Source organism: Faecalibacillus sp. MSK20_93, from assembly GCF_020589945.1.
In the GTDB taxonomy this organism is placed as follows: Bacteria; Bacillota_I; Bacilli_A; order Erysipelotrichales; family Coprobacillaceae; genus Faecalibacillus; species Faecalibacillus intestinalis.
The window spans coordinates 1-17,475 of sequence record NZ_JAJDKA010000027.1; the positions used below are offsets into that span (position 1 = coordinate 1).

Here is a 17,475-nt window from a genome sequence, read left to right on the forward strand (position 1 = left end):
AATATTTTAGAGGGAATACTGATTCCACATCAATATCCCCCTTAATAATTTAGAGCGAATTTCGCTAAAGCACTCGATTATTTAGAGCGCCCTTTTTAGTTTAAATAGAAAGGAATCATAAAATGAATAAAGTAGACAAAATTAGAAAGATCAATAATAAAATAGTCAGTAAAAATAAGATTGATTCTTTTGAAAGACAATTGATTAATCTTATGAATGGTTTATATGATATGAACTACCCTATGATTATATCTAATACACCAAATGCTTAAATTACATTGATGAAATAGATGAAAATAAAATATTGATTATAAACCCTTATAAAGTTATAAAAATAAATAATGAACATGAAATAGGAAGTTCTTTTATAATGAATATTTATGATATGCTTTCAACTAGTTTATTTGCCATGGATTCAATTACCCAACCAACAAGTAAAGTAATAGTTCTTGATGAATTAGATGAAAGAGATGGTAGCCCTATTATAGCTATATGTAGATATGATGCTAAAAGAGGTGGTTTTGACCTTAATCAAATTACTTCTATATACGGCAAAGAAAAATTCAATTCATTAATCATAAATACATTAAATGCTAATAAAAAATTTGAATTAAATACTAATTATCCAAAAAATGAATTAAAAGAAAAAATAGAACAACTTGCTAGGCACACAGGGCTCCAATTGCCCAACTGCGTAGCATATGCTCTATCTAAAAATCATGATAGAACATGTTTTACTAAAAGTCAAGTTGAAAAAGATTTATTTATCAAAGTTCAATCAGATAATAAATTAACACTAAAAGAATTTATGAATTATTTCAATCTGACATATAAAATAATTGATGACAACTTGTATTTTTTTGATTCAGAGGATACAAACATAGAAACTCACCCACCCTATGATATAGATGAAATTGGTATTGCAAATTTAATTAACGATCTTAATGGATATTATGAAAAATACATATTTAAAGACTTATCACTTAAATTAGCATACACACATCATGTTGATACTTCAAATATGAATTACATTCAAATGTACGAGTATGTAAAAACACATAATCTTGATTATTATATGGATATAATGCCCTATCTATTCGGTGAAAAAAAATTAAATATTGAAGAACTGAATGATAATATTCAACTTGAAGAATCTATAGACATTTTTGAAATTGCAAAAACTAATGAAGAATTAGATATTGAAAGTGATTTAGAAATATAAAAGAGCCAAGTTGGCTCATTTCATTTTCATCTATAAAGGAGACTACAAAATGAAACTGTTAACAAAAGAACTTGAAAAAAAATTTGAAAAATATCCATTATACAGTCAAGATGGAAAAGGACTTGATGCTGAAGTAATTGCAAAGTTTTATAATCCATACGGACATGGTACATGGCTTATTACTGAAGGAGACAAACAGGAAGATGGAGATTATTTAATGTTTGGATATGTACAATTAAGTAATCCACATGATGCCGAATTTGGCTATGTTACATTAAAACAGCTAGAAAGCATTGAAATAAAAGCAAAACTGAATGGTATTCCCTTTACGATAGGTTCTATCGAAAGAGATATACATTTACCAGAACATTGTAATTTAAAACAGGCTATGGAATTAAGTGATATTGAAGTACCTCAGTTTTTAATAGATATGCAAGAAGAAACTGATGAAGTCTATGAAGATGAAGAAATAGAAATCTAAAAAGAGCCATGTTGGCTCTTTTTTGACAAAGAAAGGAGCTACCTATATGATAAACATTCTACTTAATAATGATTACCCACTAAAAGGAAATCTAAATTATTTTGAAGCCTATATGTTTGCTACTACTGAAAGACATTACAATAAACATTACATAATGAAAGGTAATATTCATTTATTTGATGGCACTAAAGATGAAGAAAAAATCTTTTCAATGGTTGAATTAGATAATAGAAAGAAAGCATTGAAAGAGTTCAATGTTTCTAATAAAGAAGATTTTGAAGATAACTTTTCACCTGAACATTATTCAGTAGTTCTCATTGATTTTGAAGATGAAGATAATAATTACAATATTGATGAAGTTGATGAAATATATAAACTCATTTTAAGTGAATACAGTAAATTTCTTAAAGAGAATAAAAGAAAAGGTGCATTAGTACCCCACTTTTTCCAACATGATAGAATACCTCATTTGCATCTTATTTACCAAAAACAAGAGAGCAATGAATTTGTAAACCATCTATATAAAGTTTTTGGAGTTGAAGAATAATGAACACTATTCAAATGAATTTATTCGACTACTTTTATGAAGATGAATCATTTACAATTAAGGAAGCAACCGAAGTTATTAATACAGTCAAAGATATGAAAGTCAATGATGAATCTGTCAGAACTAGAATCTATGAAGGTGTTGAACGAGGAATATTTTCTAAAATAAGTAGAGGTGTATATCAAGTAACTTCCCAAATTAAAGGAAAAGAAACAAGATGTCTTTTAATAAATGGTGATGGTAGAGATTTAAGCAGTATTCCTGATAAAAGCATTGATGGCATTGTTACGGATCACCCCTATTCACTAGTTAAATCATTGAAAGGCGGAAATAGAAACTTTGCAAAATATGAGCTTTTTAGATATGAACAAAATGATTTTACTGAAAAAAAACGTGTATTAAAAGAGGGAGCTTTCCTTGTTGAATTTCTTCCAGAAGAAAATGAAGATAACATGGAATATCTCTACAGTATCAAAAAAATGGCAAAAGATGCTGGATTTAGATATTACTCTAAGGTTTCATGGTCAAAAGGAACTTTTGTAAGCAATACTGGTAGAAAATCAAGCAACTGTGAAGATGTCCTGATTTTCTCAAATGGCAAACCTAGAGAGTTGAGATTAAATCAAAAAAGAAATCTTCAAATTGCAAGAGAAAACAAATTAGATGTAAAAGGTAAAAGTTCTTATGAAGTTAGAGATATATTAGAAAAACATGGGTTAGAAATTCACTATATGTCTGGAACATCTAAAATGCTTCCTACCGCATTTGACTATCAACCAGCAAAAGCAAAAGAAAAAATACACCCTGCCGAAAAACCAGTTGAACTTTTAGAAGATATTATTCATTGCATTTCAAAGCCTTATGAATTGCTTTTAGACCAATTTGGCGGTTCAGGGAATTTTGCTATTGCTTCTCTCAATACAAATCGTAATGTAATTGTTATAGAAAAAGATGAAGAAACCTATGATAAGATGAAAGAAAACATTTTAAATAATAGTAATGATACAGTTCAAGAAGATAAAGAAAATACTATTGAAATAGAATTATAATAAAGAGCCAACATGGCTCTTTTAACTTTAATCAATAAAAAAGAAAAGAGGAAATAATTATGTACGTATGTTTTAAACAAGATTTAAAAAGAAATGTAAGCTATGTCGGAAATACTGACACAATGGCCATCGGTTATGTTGAGGAAATCATTAATATCTCTGATACAGTCGATGAAGAACTTGTAAAGGAACTTGATGAAGATATGACTGTAAAATTAATGAAAGAAGGTCTATGTGATGTCGAAGAATAGTAAGAAAAAGTGGACACCTACTCCAGAACAACTTGAAAAGTATAAGAAACAGGTTGAAGAAACTAAAGAACTGTCAAAAACAGCCATAAGAGATATTTTTGATAATTATAGAACCGACCAAGACAAGATGATAGAATACTTTCTATTTTCATCACGATTCTATAACTATTCACCTAGAAATACCGCAATGATTTTTCAACAAAACCCTCATGCTACATTTGTTCAATCAAGTGCATCATGGGTAAAGATGGGAGCTTATCCAAAAAAAGGAACACATGGAGCAAGTATTCTCGTTCCACAAACAAAGAGATTCATAATTGCTGATAAAGAAACAGTACTGAAATACCAAAAAATCTCTGATAATTATAAAGATACGATTCTTACAACAAACGCACAATATATTGCAGTAGCTTTATCCGAAGCATGTGCTGAAATCAAAGAAAAAGCTAAGGCTGGTGAGTATGATATAAAAGAAAAGCTGGTTTTTGGTAAAGGTACTGTCTTTGATATTTCACAAACAACCTATCCAAAAGAAAAATATCCAGAACTTTTTTCTGTTGGTATTGCAGATGAAAAAGCAAACTTTATGTGCAAAGCAATAGCAAATTATATTAATGAAAGAACCCCCTATTCTATTGAAGATGTAGAATTAGATTCAATTTCATTAGGTGGATTCTTCTCGCCTTCATCAAATGCAATTTGCATCAATACTATCTGTGAAGATACAAAAAAAATCTATGTTATGCTGCATGAACTAGGACACGCATTTTATCATAATCTAGAAGCTCAAAAAAGTGAGAAAGAAGATGGACAAAATACAAATATCCTCTTTACAACGGAGAGAAAAGAAATTGAAGCGGATATATTTGCTACAATGTCATTAGGAATGTATGGCTTTGAGTTAGATGACCAATTAAAGTCACATCTAAAAGGTAATTATAACTCATATATCAAACAACTTGAAAACGCTGGTAAATCTCATGAAGATATATCATTGGATATTGAAAATCTTTCAACTAATGTCATGTCAAAATTTAACAGTCACGCTAAAGAAATGACACAGTATATTGAAGAATATACTCTACAACAAGAACAAGAAACTTCTTTAGAAGAAGATGAAATTGTTGAAGAAACAGATGAAATTGAAATGAGTTTTTAAAAGAGCCAACTTGGCTCTTTTAAATCTATCAGGAAAGGAAAAAATAAAATGAATGAATTGTTAAATAAAAAAATAAATGAGTTAGTATCTACCTTGAAAGGATCTAATATCAATGAAAATGTTGCTCTTGCACGTATCAAAGAGCTTTTCCCTAGCGAAGAATTCAAACATGAATTCATAGAAAACTCTACAGATTTTTATATTGAAGATAAAGAAACGATTCGTCTTTCTTCTAATAATGAAACTAAAATTGTTATTAGTTATCCTGAAGGTGACCGCTTGGGAAACAGCCTAGCGAATTCTGATACTGATATATGGATTGAATACCTAGATAATGACCGTATAGAAAAGATACCTTTGTTTGAATATAAACAAGTTGATGAACAAGGACTCAATATGATCAATGAAAAAATGGAAGATCTGTTAAAAGAAAATAAACCAACCAAAAAGTATGTGTTATCTTATATAAAAGAATATTTAGACAAATATCCTCCTAAATTACCAAACGATTTACTTGAAAGAACAGATGATACAATTTTGCTAGATAAAGATGTAAAAACAGCAGTAATAAATGCCATGAAGGAAATTGCCGAATATGATGCTGGTGAAGCCTATGACCAATATATGTATGGATCAAACGGTGGTATGGATGTTGAAAACTGGGAAATGCAAACCTGTGAACAATTTAGATTGACGCATTTACCTGAAAATGTTGAAAGACTATATAAAAATGAAATTAAGGATACTTATTTACTGTACCCTGAAGCAGAAAAAAATTTACGTGAACTATTTGCTGAATATTCAGTTGAATTAGATAATGCAGATATGCTAAAAAATAACAAGGAACTTATCGCTTCTTATTTCAACGACATGTATAAGATAACAAAATCCCAAGAAATATTCATATCTAAATATAATGACTATTTTCAAAATTCACATGTTCAAAATGAAAAAATTGATTACAAACTATTAAATTTTGATAGAGAAGATTTTAGAGAATATTTAAAAAGCTATTGTATTTTAAAGCCTGTAAATCTAGAGGATATTGATACAGATATAGCACATTATAAATTTTTATTAAACCATAATAAGGATGTAATGAAATTATCAGAAAATAATATTTCTCCAAAAGATTTAGCATACAAAAGTAATGATGAAATAAACAACACACTTAATGAACTTGATGAACAAATAAATGTTAATAAAACTAAACTTAAAGATCTTCTAAATCAAGAAACACATTTCTTCCAGTTTATAAAAAAAAATAAACTGGAAAATGAAAAACTAGATGTCATGAATGAAATAGCTCATAAAAAAAACATCAGAACTTATTTAAATTCACTGTTAGAAAATGAAGATGCTAAATTAAAAATCAATAGTTTAAAATCATTAAAAGAACTCGGTGAAATATATAATGAGCAGGTATCTCAATTAGATATTGTATATGATGAAATTGATAAAAATAACATTATTCAAACTCTCTCATTCTTTGAAGAAATGCCTTTTAAATTGATGAAAAACCCCTCTAGTATTCAATCAATTTTAGATGACAAATTAGATGAAATTAATGAAATAAATAAACGTTATCATGAAATTCATAGAGATATTGCTCGTTGTGAAGAAATTAAAAAACAAGCTATGTATGAAGTATTTGAAAAAGTTATAAATGAAGAAGAAAATAATCAATATGAAGAACAAGAAGATGAATATGAACTAGAAATATAACAAAGAGCCAACTTGGCTCTTTCTAAATTATAAGAAGGAAAAGCTATGAAAATAAATTATACAACTGCATCAACTAGCACTTTTAAACCTTTGTATGTTGCTAAAATATCATATAGCTCAAATGAAAAAGAATTATCGGTCAATCTTATGAATAAATTGATACAAAAAAATTTTGTAATCGTTGATTTAAATGATTGTCTTGTAGGATATATAGAAAATTACAATGAATATTTAGAATTGGCTATCAATATATGCGAAATAGCAAGAGCTGATAAAGAAAATAATCAATTAGGTTCCCCTATTTTTACACCAATAAGAAGAAATACATCAAAATTTATTCTTGAAAAAAATTTACAGGATCTAATAGATTTTATTAAAAATAATAGTACAAATAAAAAAGTAAATGACTATATTTTTAATAATTTTATTTTGAATGGACATTATGATGTTGATTATAATAAAAGCAGTATTAAAATATGGCTTTCTTCTAGAAATTCCAATACGCTTAACTTTATTTACAAATACGATTCAGATATATCAAAGGACTATTGTAAATTAGATATTGAACTTTCTCCTAGCTTACGAAGAAATATCTATCCGCATGAATTAAATTTATATACCAATGGAAAAGTAGGAAATAATCATATTTTAAATTATAAAGATATAATCAGCGCACCTCACGAAATCAATGAATATGACCTAACTTATTCTTTTGAAAATGATACATCATTATCTCTTAAAGATTTATATAACTGTTCAATTCAACTATTTGAAAATAAAAAGTTTCTAAATAAATTAACAAACAAATGCCTTGAATTAGCAAAACAAAGAAGCAATGATGCCTATACCAATTTGAAACTAGAAAGACTTGGATATGCAATAGAACACTCTGTTAGTGAATGGGAATGCAATCACGCAGAGCAGTATAAATATATTATTTATAAAGAACTTCCAAACAATATACGTTTTAAATATTTAAAATATTTTCAATCACAATTAGACAACATTCTTGACTGGAATAAAGAAATTGAATTTTCACCTAATACTTACAATAAAAAGATGTAGAAAAATCAAGAAATCAAATTTAAAAAGAGCCAGCTTGGCTCTTTTTGTGAAAACTAAATATTTTGACTTTATAGAAAGAAAGGATGATATGTATGAACTATAAAGGAAGCAAAGAAATATGTCTTGCATTAAAAAAGAATATTTATAAACTCAATAATCATCAACGGATGCAAATACTTTTATCTGTTATATCAGAAATTCCTGATTCACTCTCTTTAATTGGGCAAATGGGATTAATTGATCCTGACAGAGTTAGAGTACTTCTAGCAAAAGGAGCAACTGGATATACGATCTGTCAAGCATTACTTAATATGATAGAAGTAAAAGCCCCCGACAGTGACGAACTTTCATTAAAAGTTTACGGATATGTCAAACCTATTACTCCTGCGGAACTCAACAATTTCATAGATCTTGCTGTTGAAAGAATTCAGCAACAAGAACTTGAAGGATATGATTTAGAAGAACATCATCAAGAATACGAATTATCTCTTGATGAAATTGAAACATCAATGGGGTTATAATCATGAATAATTTAGTTAATACTATTGAAATCTATTCAGATTTAATGACTTCTAATAATCATGAAAAGGAAAATTTAAAAGAATATCTTATTGAAAATATAAAAGATAAATCATTCAGGAATGAATTCGTAAATGAAATCAATGATTTTATTTCTTCGCCCTACTTTTCTTTTCTTGAATCAAGTTATAAATCTACAATAAACGAATTGATAAAAAATATTAATGAACAATTCAAAGAAAAACATATATTAAATAAGAATTTAAAAGGTAAAGTATATGAAAGTGCAATTACACTTGAACAGTATGCTACTTTACTAGATAAATTGCATGTTAAAGATATGGATAATATCTTTATATATGATATTAAAGAAAAAAATAATTTCATTAATGAAGGCAAAGTTGGTATTTTATTGAATTCAGATAATGAAGTAAATATTATTGATATACCAGTTTCTATCAATGATCCATTACAAATGAAAATCATAGAAGAACAAATAGCATCAATTATTACACAAGAAAACATCAAAGAAAATCAATATGAAAATGAACAGTTTGAACAAGAAAACGATGATTTAGAAATTTAATAAAGGGCTAAGTTGACCCTTTCTAATATTAAATTAGTGGTGACACGATGTAAAAAAATATGGTAAGTGAAAAATATTCTTTTAATCTATTTATCAATTATTATGATACAATATCTATAAGGAGGTTATGCTTATGAAAAAATATAAATATCATGTATGTATAAAACAACCCTTTGAACATTGTGATCGTATTTTTCCAAACCAACAAAAATATGTATCAGAAATATTAAATTCATTAAAAAAGGATGAAAATATAAAAAAGATAATTATTTTTGGATCAAGTTTAAAACCTACTTGTCACATTGACAGTGACATCGATATTTATCTTGAACTTGATAAAAATAAGAGAGTCAACTTTCCTTTTATTACAAAGGCATATGATTACTGGAACAATTTTACAGTAGATGCCAATTTAAGAAATGAAATAAAGAAAACAGGAGTAACCATATATGAGCGATAGAACATACCTAGATATTGCAAAAGAAAACTTAATAATAGCAAAAAATATCTATGAATCATTTGATGATGAAATAATGCTCAATTATGCAGGTTATCATTTACAGCAATCAGTTGAACTAACATTAAAATACATTCTTTTTATGAATGGTATAGATTTTCCAAAAGTCCATAGCATTAATCAGTTAATAAATGTATTTGAAAAAAATGATATGTTAGATTTGATACCTGAATATATTGATGATAACAGTGATATGATTACCAACTGGGAATCACAAACAAGATATATATTAGATTATCAAATAGCTAGACGTAAAATAGTAAAAGCATTTCCTGAAATAGAAAACTTAATATCTAATGTCGAAGAAATGTATAAAGAATATGTTAATGAATTTGAAGAAGATGAACAAGAAAATAATTTGGAAATTTAATAAGGGCTACTTTAGCTCTTTTTAATTAAAAATAGCATTATCGAAATCTAGCAAAAGAGCCAACTTGGCTCTTTCTATATAGCATATAAATTTAATAATTTATCTATCGTGGAAAAAAAGTAGAGGATTTGTCGATTTACATATGCTATACTACAAATGTAGAAGTTTTAAAAAGAATTTCTGCTTTTTATATTCAAATTTAATACAAATAATCATTGAAAAGAGCCAATATGGCTCTTTTCAATTTCCAAAGAAAAGGAGTATATTCATGAATAAATTAGAAAAAAAACTGATAGATCAATTAATAGAACAAAGTGAAAGCAACTACCCAATGCAAAACGCTGTTTCTGACTGCTATAAAGAATTTTTAAACAATAATCAAGTAAATGAACTTTCAACATTTATAGAATTTTATGAAAATATATTTGAAATTTCTAAAGAACAGGTACATGAATTATTTTCTAAAGAAAATATATCTATTAATATAAATGAAGCTATACGTGTTGTAACTGCTAAAAATCTATTTGAATGCTTATCCGCAAATGATGAAAGCTTTTTAGATTATCTGAAAGATAAAGAAAATCAAGTGTTAAATCAAGAACAAACACAAGATGACATTATCGAAATCTAGCAGAAGAGCCAACTTGGCTCATTCATCAAAGTAGAAAAAATGTTTAGAAATTGTCACAACTGTTATAATATAATAGTTATATAACAAAGATAAAGGAGAATTTATTAATGACAAAAAATGAATTAGTAGAAGCTATTGCTTCAAAAACTGAACTGACTAAAACTGATGTAGACAAAGTAATCACAAGCTTTGCTGACGTAATTACTGATGCACTTGTTAAAGGAGACAAAGTTTCTCTAAAGGGATTTGGTAATTTTGAAGTAAGAGACAGAAGCGCTCGTACTGGTAGAAATCCTCATACTGGTGAAACAATTGAAATCAAAGCAAGTAAATCCCCTGCTTTTAAGGCAAGTTCAGCATTAAAAAAAGCTGTAAATGAATAGGAGGAAAGGTCATGGAAACAAAAGAAGAAAGAGAACAAATTGTTGAAACAGCTTCTTCACTTTGCTCTTTAGATGGATACTCAAAGGACAAAGATTTATTTCAACCATATATCGAAGGAACTAAATCATTAGACGATTTACTTCAAGAAGAATTAAAATCATAATCATTTTCAAAAGAGCCAACTTGGCTCTTTTGTTTTACTTACTAAATTGGAGGAAAAAAAGATGAATGAAAAACACGATAAATTGGATTTAAGTGATCCATTTTTTTCTTATGAAAATCAATTAAAAAGATTTAATGATTTAAAATATAAACACACTAATACTTTAAAAAATAAATTGAATATAAAATCAGAATCAAAATTAGCAATTAAAGAAGAAAACATTGTAAAGATAAAAACTGCTATGCTTATTGAACAAAAAGAAAATGTTCTTGATCAAATAAAACTTGAAACTGAAGATGACAAAATCAATTTTCTAAAAGGAATCAATAAATTTATTTATGAAGATCTATATGATTTTGCTGGAAAGTTCAGAACAGTAGATTTTGTTGGAACAACCAAAGATGATTTTCAACATTATATTGAACCAATGTCTTTAGAAAATTTTGATCTCGCATTTAATGAAGTGTTTCAAGGGTTCGATAAGAATTATTATGAAAGATGTTCGTTAGATCAAAAAGTTGCCCTTTTCTCTTTTAATATGAGTAAGCTGTTTGATATTCAACCGTTTTACAAAGGAAATGCTATTACAACAATATTATTCTCCCAACAATTTGCTGAAAGAGAATTAGGATTAGATATAGACCTAAATAAATTATTGTCGAATGATTTAAATGAATTGTTTGCTTTAGCACATGGTAGTGATTTAAAACCATTGATGGATGCAATGAACGAATGTATAAGTGAACCTCATAAATATGATAAACTGTTTGAAGAAGAACATGTAAATGAAGAAACAGAAGAAATTAATGACGAACAATCCATATAATGTGCTTGTCTATGTATGTATTTTTTAAAAGAGCCAAGTTGGCTCTTTTATTGTAAAAAATAAGAATTACATCATCATATTTGATAATATTTAAAAAAAGTTTATTTTTTTTGATTTTTAAAAACCCTTATTTTATGCTAGTTTCAGAAGATTAAAAAAATCAATCGTGGAAAAAAAGTAGAGAAAACCGTTTTTGGGGTATGCTATAATTGCTATAGTTGGAAGAAATAGATAAATCCAACATACAGTTGATCAAAAGAAACCATCTAATTCAATCAACTTAAAAAGTATATTCTTTCAGAAATCCACCTGTAGAATATATTTCAAATTCAAAAGAGCCAACTTGGCTCTTTTCATTTTTTATTGGTTCATTAAATCAATATTTTCATAATTGAGCCAAACTAGCTCTTTTTAAAATCCACTTTAAATGTAGTTGATTAAATGAGAATCAAAAAAAATTTAAAATATATAAAAATAAAAAGTCCTTATTCTATGTGACTTTCAAAAGAGTTCAAATTTTAATCGTGGAAAAAAAGTAGAGAAAACCGATTTTTAGATATGCTAAAATATGTATACTAGGAGTTCCTAGAAAGGAATACTAGTAAACGTTTGGTTCATTAATAGTTTCTCTATAAAAAGGTGTGCTATCAAAACACCTTTTTATATAATATATGATTTGACTTATGCCACCATTAGGAATAACATATAAGTAGATAAGGAACAAGTTGTTCGTGAAAATTAAAAAGTGTTCCTAATGTGAGGTGAAGAAAATGAGCGTATTTATAAATAACAAAATTCAACTTATCAAGAAATTTTATACTGGCTCTTTGAAAAAACAATTGGATAAATATGATGTTTCAAGATCCAGCTTCTATCACGGTTTTGTAGAAAAAGAAAAACTACAGCCTATGTACGAAGAAGTAAGAGATAAAATTATGCTAATGCTTGATGTTATCATTGAGATAGAAGCAGTTGATTTTATTAGAAGTAAAAGTCCAGAGGAACGTAAAGAAATACTTGGAGCTGATGCTATTGTTGGAAAAGATCCAACCCCTATCATAACATCAAGCAAAGAATTCAAACAAACGAATGGATATGTATTATTGAAGAAAGTAAGAGCTTTAGAAAAAATATTAGAGGAGATGGTAGAAGATGAATAATGAAAAAGATCCGATAACAGAATATTTAAAAATAGTAATTAAAACTATGTTTACTCAAAATATAATTGTAATTGCTATTGCTTTGGGTCTAGCAATTATCTCTGCATTTATTACATGTATTACAGGAATAAAATTATAAAGTTAATAATTTAAATAAAGAGCCAACTTGGCTCAAACATAAAAATGGGAGTGTTGAATATGGAAGAAAAGAAACAAAATGTTATTGAAAAATATTTAAATACAAAATCAAAAAAAATCGCTGCTGGTTGTGTGGCTGGTGTTTTACTGATTGGAGGAGTTTATTATGTTACTAGAGATACTTCTCCTGATTTATCTTTGAAAAAAGAAGTTGTAACTGTTGAATACGGTCAAACATATAATCCTGTATTTGATCAATTAGTCAAGACAAAAGGACTAGATAAAGACGATGTTAAGTATCTTAAAAACAATGTTAAAATTAAAAATGGTATCAAAAATGAAGATCAGAAAGATTATCCAGCTGTTGGAAAATATAAAGTAACAGTTAAATATAAGGATGAAACAAAAACTGTCAAAGTCACTGTTAAAGATACAACCGCTCCAGAGCTAAATGTTCCTGATAATACGGAAGTCGTTAAAGGAACTGACCTTTCAAATTTTGATTTCAAATCATTAATGAGTGCTACTGATTTAGCTCAATTAAATGATATTCAAATTGACTATAGTGGTGTGGATGTTAATAATGCTGGAGAATATACAGCAAAAGCTTCTGTTGAAGATGTCAATAAAAATAAAACTGAAAAAGAATTTAAAGTGACAGTTGTTCAACCATCAACAGATGAAAATACTGAAACTACTACAGAAGTACAAACTGATCCAACAACTGGTCAAAAGAAAACAGTTGTTGTAAGTAAACCTAAAAATAACACAAAAACTTCTAATAGAAATAGTTCCAGCAATAGTTCAAACACTAATTCAACAAATAATAGCAATAGTGGTTCACACAGTACAGGAAGTTCTTCCAGTAAACCATCTAGTGGTGGAAATACAGGTGGAAGTTCATCAGGATCTTCGAGTGGTAATTCAAGCACACCATCTCAACCTTCAAAAGTTTTGAAAACAACTTATTGGTATGAATGTTATGTTTGTGGAAAACATGTTGAATCTACTGTATCATTAAGTGATGCTAAAAATAAATTTAATAATACACCTTGTACTGACGAATACGAAGGATTTAATATTAGACATCCTAGCTATCATTATGGTTCTAGTCAGCATTGGGAATAAAATTACAAAAGGCAATCAAAAGATTGTCTTTTTCTATACTGAAAGGAGAAATTGAAATGAAAAACTACATATTCAAATGGGTGTTTCACCCATAGACAATCTACGGATTGTCTTTTTTTATTGTCAAAGGTTGTTTGATTCGTCAAATATAAAGCCTGTTTCACAGAAGTAACTTAATGTTCAAACTTGCATTAAGAAAATATACGTATATTTTAAATATAATTATAGGAGATAGAGAATATGAACAAATGGTTTAATAAATTTAATAAACTAACAAAAGTGTTCATCGTGATTGGAATGATATTCTCCATGTGTTTTTCTGCAGGAAACACTACTTCAGTAGAAGCTTGGGATAATACAATTCCTCATGAATTTACACGAATCAAAGAAATAAATTATCCTTGGTGGTGGTCTAAAAAAATTGGCTCTACTAAACAATGGTCAACTGTAATGACAAAATACAATGGGAAATATGCCTATTGTTTAGAAGCCAGTAAAAAATCCCCTTCAGCAGGAAATTATCCAGCTGAAGTCATTGAAAATAATGAAGCAGTCAGAAAATTACTTTATTATGGATTTGGAGGACCTGGTTACAATCAAACAGTAAAGGATATGTATACTAAAGAATTGAATGCCTGTGTTCCTGATGATTTTGGAGATAAGCATGGTAATTTCGATGACGGTGCTTATTTATTTACACATATCTGGTTATCTTATGCCTACAGTGGAGATCTAATGGGATTAAACCTAAACGATTTCAATAAAAAATGGCCTAATGCCGACGGAGTAAGCGGATATGGTGACAATATCTTATGGGGTTATAACTGGATCATGTCTCAGCCTGATATTGGCTATGCTAAATGGAATCCAAGTATCGATAGTAATGGATTCATTGCAAAATTAACTGCATCTTATGATCCAGCTAATAGAATCCAATATACAAATACAGTTACACTTGAAGGAAGTAACGCACAAGCAAACTTAACATTGCAAGATGAAGTAACATTGCATAATGTTACTACTTCTGAAACACAAACAGGTGGAACATATACTTTAAACGCAGGACAAAGTTTTTATTTGACTGCACCTAATAAAAATATCAGTGATTACCAAAGTGGAAATGTTGCTGGTGCCGGATGTGATCGTTTTACAGCTCTAGCGATTAAAGATGGCGGTTCAGGGACACAAACAGAAGGTTCTTGGGAAGTAGATCCTGATGGAAGACAATTATATTATTCAGTTGACTGGTTGGATTTTGGAAATGTTGAAATCCAAAAACTAGGTATTGGTCAAGATAATCACCAAAGTGGATTGGTTGAAGGATTGAATGGTGCTGAATTTACATTGAAACTTCAAAGTGAAGTCAATGAAAAAGGTTGGGATAACGCAAGTACTTATGATGTTATTACAACAGCCAATAATTCAAACGTTAAAAAAGGATATGCAACTACAACTAACTTACCATATGGAAAATACATTATCAGAGAAACAAAAACTCCTGATGGATATGTTACATGCCCTGATTTGATTTATGAAATCAGTAAAGAAACTGACAATATCATATTGAACAATGACATTACTACTGCCTATGTCAAATTAGTCAAAAAAGATGCTAAAACTGGTAAGACAGTATCTTTAAACAGTGCATCATTCAAAATCAAAAATAAAGAAACTGATGAATATGTAACTCAAAAAGTCGGAAAAACTAAATATTCTGTATTTACAACTAACAGTAAAAATCAAGTAGTCGTTAAAGATGAATACTCATCTTCAGATGATGAAGAAGGAAGTGTGACAACTCCTTTAAAATTATCTGAAGGTGAATATGAAATTACTGAAATCAAAACTCCAAAAGGATTCTTGGATTTAGATGCTCCTGTAGAATTCAGCATTTTAAATGAAGTTGATCTTACTAAAGATGATGATGGAGATAATGTAGTAGAAATCGTTATCAACAACGAACAACCTACAGGTTCAATCAAATTAATCAAAAAAGATTATGATACAAAAGAAGCATTGAAAGATGTAGGATTCAAATTAACAGCTGATCAAGATGTAATTGATGATGCTGATGGTTCAATTATTTATCACGAAAATGAAGTCATCGGTGAATATACAACTGATGAAAATGGAGAAATCAATATTGCTGATTTACCAATCAATGCTGATGGTAAAACTGTTTATACAATGGTTGAAACAAAACCATTAGATGGATATGCTACTGATGATACACCAATCAAATTTGAATTCAGCCAAAAAGATACAACTACTAAAGTATATACAGTAGATAAATCAATGACGAATGAAAAAGTTGAAATTCATACAACAGCAACTTCTGATGACAACCATGAAGCCCAAGAACAAGAAACAATCACAATTAAAGATAAAGTTTCTTACAAAGGATTAGTCAAAGGAAAAGAATATACTGTAAAAGGTGTATTGATGGATAAAGAAACTAATCAGCCTTTATTAGTTGATGGAAAAGAAGTTACTGCTAAAACTACATTTACTGCTGAAGATAGAACTGGGTCTATTGATGTAGAATTTACATTCAAAGGTACAGGCCTTTCTAAAAAGAAAATCGTTGTTTTTGAAGATATGTATGAAAAAGACAGATTGTTAGCTAGTCATAGCGACATTGAAGATGAAGATCAAACTGTCAATATTATTGATATTCATACTTCAGCTAATGTAGAAAACAACAAAGAAATTACAGTTGATAACAATAAAGAAACTAAAATCAAATTAACTGATACCGTTTCTTATGAAGGATTGACTGTAGGTAAGAAATATACTCTAACTGGTGTACTTCATACCAAAGATGGAAAAGTATTTAAAGTAGATGACAAAGAAGTTACAGCTACTCAAAAATTCATTCCTGAAACTGAAGATGGTACTGTAGATGTTACTTTTGAATTTGACGTTAAAGATTTCACAGGTGGTTCTTTAGTCGTATTTGAAAAATTATTCAATGAAGACGGTAATGAAATTGCTAAACATGAAGATAAGGATGATGAAGATCAAACTGTCAATATCAAACGTACTGACAATGTAGAAATTTCAAAACAAGATATTACTACTAAAAAAGAATTGGAAGGTGCTAAATTAACTGTTAAAGATTCTGATGGTAATGTCGTAGATAGTTGGATTTCAGGTAAAGAACCTCATATGATTGAAAACTTGACTATTGGAAAAACATATACATTAATCGAAGAAATCGCACCTAAAAACTACAAAACTGCTGAAAGTATCAATTTCACTATTGATAACAATGGAACAGTCGTTCAAAAAGTCGTTATGTATGATGAATTATTACCAGTTGCTAAAAAAGTAAAAACTGGTGATGATACTCGTATTAACTACTATGTTGTAATTGCTGTATTATCTTTAATTGCATTTTCTCTACTATTTATTAGAAAAAAAGCCATGAATAAAAAATAAAGTGACGTAAAGTCTAACCTATTCTTAAAGGCAAAAAATAATTTACATGCATGAGGTGGCAAATAGCCACCTCTTAATATTTATAGAGAAAAGGTTAAACTTTTCTTTATAAA

Annotated in this window: 21 protein-coding genes; all 21 read left to right on the forward strand. The window is 28.4% G+C overall.

All coding sequences use genetic code 11. The features are described from left to right. The first annotated feature begins 122 nt into the window (after window positions 1-122). On the forward strand, window positions 123-272 hold the full coding sequence (locus LJD34_RS09010) for a hypothetical protein (protein WP_227359679.1): 150 nt from the start codon (window positions 123-125) through the stop codon (window positions 270-272). A gap of 32 nt (window positions 273-304) precedes the next feature. After that, window positions 305-1,222 carry a hypothetical protein gene (locus LJD34_RS09015; protein ID WP_227359680.1) on the forward strand — a complete coding sequence of 306 codons (918 nt, stop codon included), beginning with the start codon at window positions 305-307 and terminating at the stop codon, window positions 1,220-1,222. Between the two features lie 49 nt (window positions 1,223-1,271). Further along, window positions 1,272-1,703, forward strand: a complete 432-nt coding sequence (locus tag LJD34_RS09020; RefSeq protein ID WP_227359681.1) for a DUF2958 domain-containing protein — start codon at window positions 1,272-1,274, stop codon at window positions 1,701-1,703. Window positions 1,704-1,749: 46 nt separating this feature from the next. Then, window positions 1,750-2,250, forward strand: a complete 501-nt coding sequence (locus tag LJD34_RS09025; RefSeq protein ID WP_227359682.1) for a hypothetical protein — start codon at window positions 1,750-1,752, stop codon at window positions 2,248-2,250. Continuing rightward, the gene (locus LJD34_RS09030; protein ID WP_227359683.1) at window positions 2,250-3,299 is read left to right on the forward strand and encodes a DNA-methyltransferase; all 1,050 of its coding nucleotides are present in this window, start codon (window positions 2,250-2,252) and stop codon (window positions 3,297-3,299) included. Before LJD34_RS09025 ends, LJD34_RS09030 begins: the two co-directional genes overlap by 1 nt. A gap of 59 nt (window positions 3,300-3,358) precedes the next feature. Further along, window positions 3,359-3,550, forward strand: a complete 192-nt coding sequence (locus tag LJD34_RS09035) for a hypothetical protein (protein WP_117788386.1) — start codon at window positions 3,359-3,361, stop codon at window positions 3,548-3,550. Then, entirely contained in the window at window positions 3,537-4,709 is a 1,173-nt protein-coding gene (locus LJD34_RS09040) for an ImmA/IrrE family metallo-endopeptidase (protein WP_227359684.1), read from the forward strand. Before LJD34_RS09035 ends, LJD34_RS09040 begins: the two co-directional genes overlap by 14 nt. A 48-nt stretch (window positions 4,710-4,757) precedes the next feature. Continuing rightward, on the forward strand, window positions 4,758-6,434 hold the full coding sequence (locus tag LJD34_RS09045; protein ID WP_227359685.1) for a hypothetical protein: 1,677 nt from the start codon (window positions 4,758-4,760) through the stop codon (window positions 6,432-6,434). A gap of 45 nt (window positions 6,435-6,479) precedes the next feature. Continuing rightward, a complete protein-coding gene (locus tag LJD34_RS09050) occupies window positions 6,480-7,499 on the forward strand; it encodes a hypothetical protein (RefSeq protein ID WP_227359686.1) in 1,020 nt (339 codons plus the stop codon). Window positions 7,500-7,591: 92 nt separating this feature from the next. Further along, entirely contained in the window at window positions 7,592-8,020 is a 429-nt protein-coding gene (locus LJD34_RS09055) for a hypothetical protein (protein ID WP_175300656.1), read from the forward strand. 2 nt (window positions 8,021-8,022) lie between these two features. Continuing rightward, window positions 8,023-8,604, forward strand: a complete 582-nt coding sequence (locus tag LJD34_RS09060; protein WP_227359687.1) for a hypothetical protein — start codon at window positions 8,023-8,025, stop codon at window positions 8,602-8,604. Between the two features lie 133 nt (window positions 8,605-8,737). Then, the gene (locus LJD34_RS09065) at window positions 8,738-9,064 is read left to right on the forward strand and encodes a nucleotidyltransferase domain-containing protein (RefSeq protein ID WP_158556415.1); all 327 of its coding nucleotides are present in this window, start codon (window positions 8,738-8,740) and stop codon (window positions 9,062-9,064) included. After that, window positions 9,054-9,491, forward strand: a complete 438-nt coding sequence (locus LJD34_RS09070; RefSeq protein ID WP_227359688.1) for a HEPN domain-containing protein — start codon at window positions 9,054-9,056, stop codon at window positions 9,489-9,491. Before LJD34_RS09065 ends, LJD34_RS09070 begins: the two co-directional genes overlap by 11 nt. A gap of 268 nt (window positions 9,492-9,759) precedes the next feature. Beyond that, window positions 9,760-10,122: a hypothetical protein gene (locus LJD34_RS09075; protein WP_117788374.1), complete on the forward strand. Its 363-nt coding sequence runs from the start codon at window positions 9,760-9,762 to the stop codon at window positions 10,120-10,122. 89 nt (window positions 10,123-10,211) lie between these two features. Next, window positions 10,212-10,505 carry an HU family DNA-binding protein gene (locus LJD34_RS09080; RefSeq protein WP_227359710.1) on the forward strand — a complete coding sequence of 98 codons (294 nt, stop codon included), beginning with the start codon at window positions 10,212-10,214 and terminating at the stop codon, window positions 10,503-10,505. 11 nt (window positions 10,506-10,516) lie between these two features. After that, window positions 10,517-10,669 (forward strand): hypothetical protein, encoded by a 153-nt coding sequence (locus LJD34_RS09085; protein WP_227359689.1) that lies wholly within the window; start codon window positions 10,517-10,519, stop codon window positions 10,667-10,669. 61 nt (window positions 10,670-10,730) lie between these two features. Beyond that, complete coding sequence (locus LJD34_RS09090; RefSeq protein ID WP_117812381.1) at window positions 10,731-11,495, forward strand: hypothetical protein; 765 nt, start codon at window positions 10,731-10,733, stop codon at window positions 11,493-11,495. Between the two features lie 770 nt (window positions 11,496-12,265). After that, window positions 12,266-12,655 (forward strand): hypothetical protein, encoded by a 390-nt coding sequence (locus LJD34_RS09095; RefSeq protein WP_117812380.1) that lies wholly within the window; start codon window positions 12,266-12,268, stop codon window positions 12,653-12,655. Then, complete coding sequence (locus LJD34_RS09100; RefSeq protein WP_158556452.1) at window positions 12,648-12,794, forward strand: hypothetical protein; 147 nt, start codon at window positions 12,648-12,650, stop codon at window positions 12,792-12,794. Before LJD34_RS09095 ends, LJD34_RS09100 begins: the two co-directional genes overlap by 8 nt. Window positions 12,795-12,853: 59 nt before the next feature. Beyond that, window positions 12,854-13,921, forward strand: coding sequence for a hypothetical protein (locus LJD34_RS09105; RefSeq protein WP_227359690.1), 1,068 nt, complete (start codon window positions 12,854-12,856; stop codon window positions 13,919-13,921). A 240-nt stretch (window positions 13,922-14,161) separates the two neighbouring features. Then, window positions 14,162-17,362: a VaFE repeat-containing surface-anchored protein gene (locus LJD34_RS09110; protein WP_227359691.1), complete on the forward strand. Its 3,201-nt coding sequence runs from the start codon at window positions 14,162-14,164 to the stop codon at window positions 17,360-17,362. The last annotated feature ends 113 nt before the right edge of the window (window positions 17,363-17,475 follow it).

Excerpts from the sequence above, each read along its gene's own strand:
- LJD34_RS09010 (WP_227359679.1), top strand. The coding sequence starts at position 123 with ATGAATAAAGTAGACAAAATTAGAAAGATCAATAATAAAATAGTCAGT.
- LJD34_RS09020 (WP_227359681.1), top strand. The coding sequence starts at position 1,272 with ATGAAACTGTTAACAAAAGAACTTGAAAAAAAATTTGAAAAATATCCA.
- LJD34_RS09025 (WP_227359682.1), top strand. The coding sequence starts at position 1,750 with ATGATAAACATTCTACTTAATAATGATTACCCACTAAAAGGAAATCTA.
- LJD34_RS09030 (WP_227359683.1), top strand. The coding sequence starts at position 2,250 with ATGAACACTATTCAAATGAATTTATTCGACTACTTTTATGAAGATGAA.
- LJD34_RS09035 (WP_117788386.1), top strand. The coding sequence starts at position 3,359 with ATGTACGTATGTTTTAAACAAGATTTAAAAAGAAATGTAAGCTATGTC.
- LJD34_RS09040 (WP_227359684.1), top strand. The coding sequence starts at position 3,537 with ATGTCGAAGAATAGTAAGAAAAAGTGGACACCTACTCCAGAACAACTT.
- LJD34_RS09045 (WP_227359685.1), top strand. The coding sequence starts at position 4,758 with ATGAATGAATTGTTAAATAAAAAAATAAATGAGTTAGTATCTACCTTG.
- LJD34_RS09050 (WP_227359686.1), top strand. The coding sequence starts at position 6,480 with ATGAAAATAAATTATACAACTGCATCAACTAGCACTTTTAAACCTTTG.
- LJD34_RS09055 (WP_175300656.1), top strand. The coding sequence starts at position 7,592 with ATGAACTATAAAGGAAGCAAAGAAATATGTCTTGCATTAAAAAAGAAT.
- LJD34_RS09060 (WP_227359687.1), top strand. The coding sequence starts at position 8,023 with ATGAATAATTTAGTTAATACTATTGAAATCTATTCAGATTTAATGACT.
- LJD34_RS09065 (WP_158556415.1), top strand. The coding sequence starts at position 8,738 with ATGAAAAAATATAAATATCATGTATGTATAAAACAACCCTTTGAACAT.
- LJD34_RS09070 (WP_227359688.1), top strand. The coding sequence starts at position 9,054 with ATGAGCGATAGAACATACCTAGATATTGCAAAAGAAAACTTAATAATA.
- LJD34_RS09075 (WP_117788374.1), top strand. The coding sequence starts at position 9,760 with ATGAATAAATTAGAAAAAAAACTGATAGATCAATTAATAGAACAAAGT.
- LJD34_RS09085 (WP_227359689.1), top strand. The coding sequence starts at position 10,517 with ATGGAAACAAAAGAAGAAAGAGAACAAATTGTTGAAACAGCTTCTTCA.
- LJD34_RS09090 (WP_117812381.1), top strand. The coding sequence starts at position 10,731 with ATGAATGAAAAACACGATAAATTGGATTTAAGTGATCCATTTTTTTCT.
- LJD34_RS09095 (WP_117812380.1), top strand. The coding sequence starts at position 12,266 with ATGAGCGTATTTATAAATAACAAAATTCAACTTATCAAGAAATTTTAT.
- LJD34_RS09100 (WP_158556452.1), top strand. The coding sequence starts at position 12,648 with ATGAATAATGAAAAAGATCCGATAACAGAATATTTAAAAATAGTAATT.
- LJD34_RS09105 (WP_227359690.1), top strand. The coding sequence starts at position 12,854 with ATGGAAGAAAAGAAACAAAATGTTATTGAAAAATATTTAAATACAAAA.
- LJD34_RS09110 (WP_227359691.1), top strand. The coding sequence starts at position 14,162 with ATGAACAAATGGTTTAATAAATTTAATAAACTAACAAAAGTGTTCATC.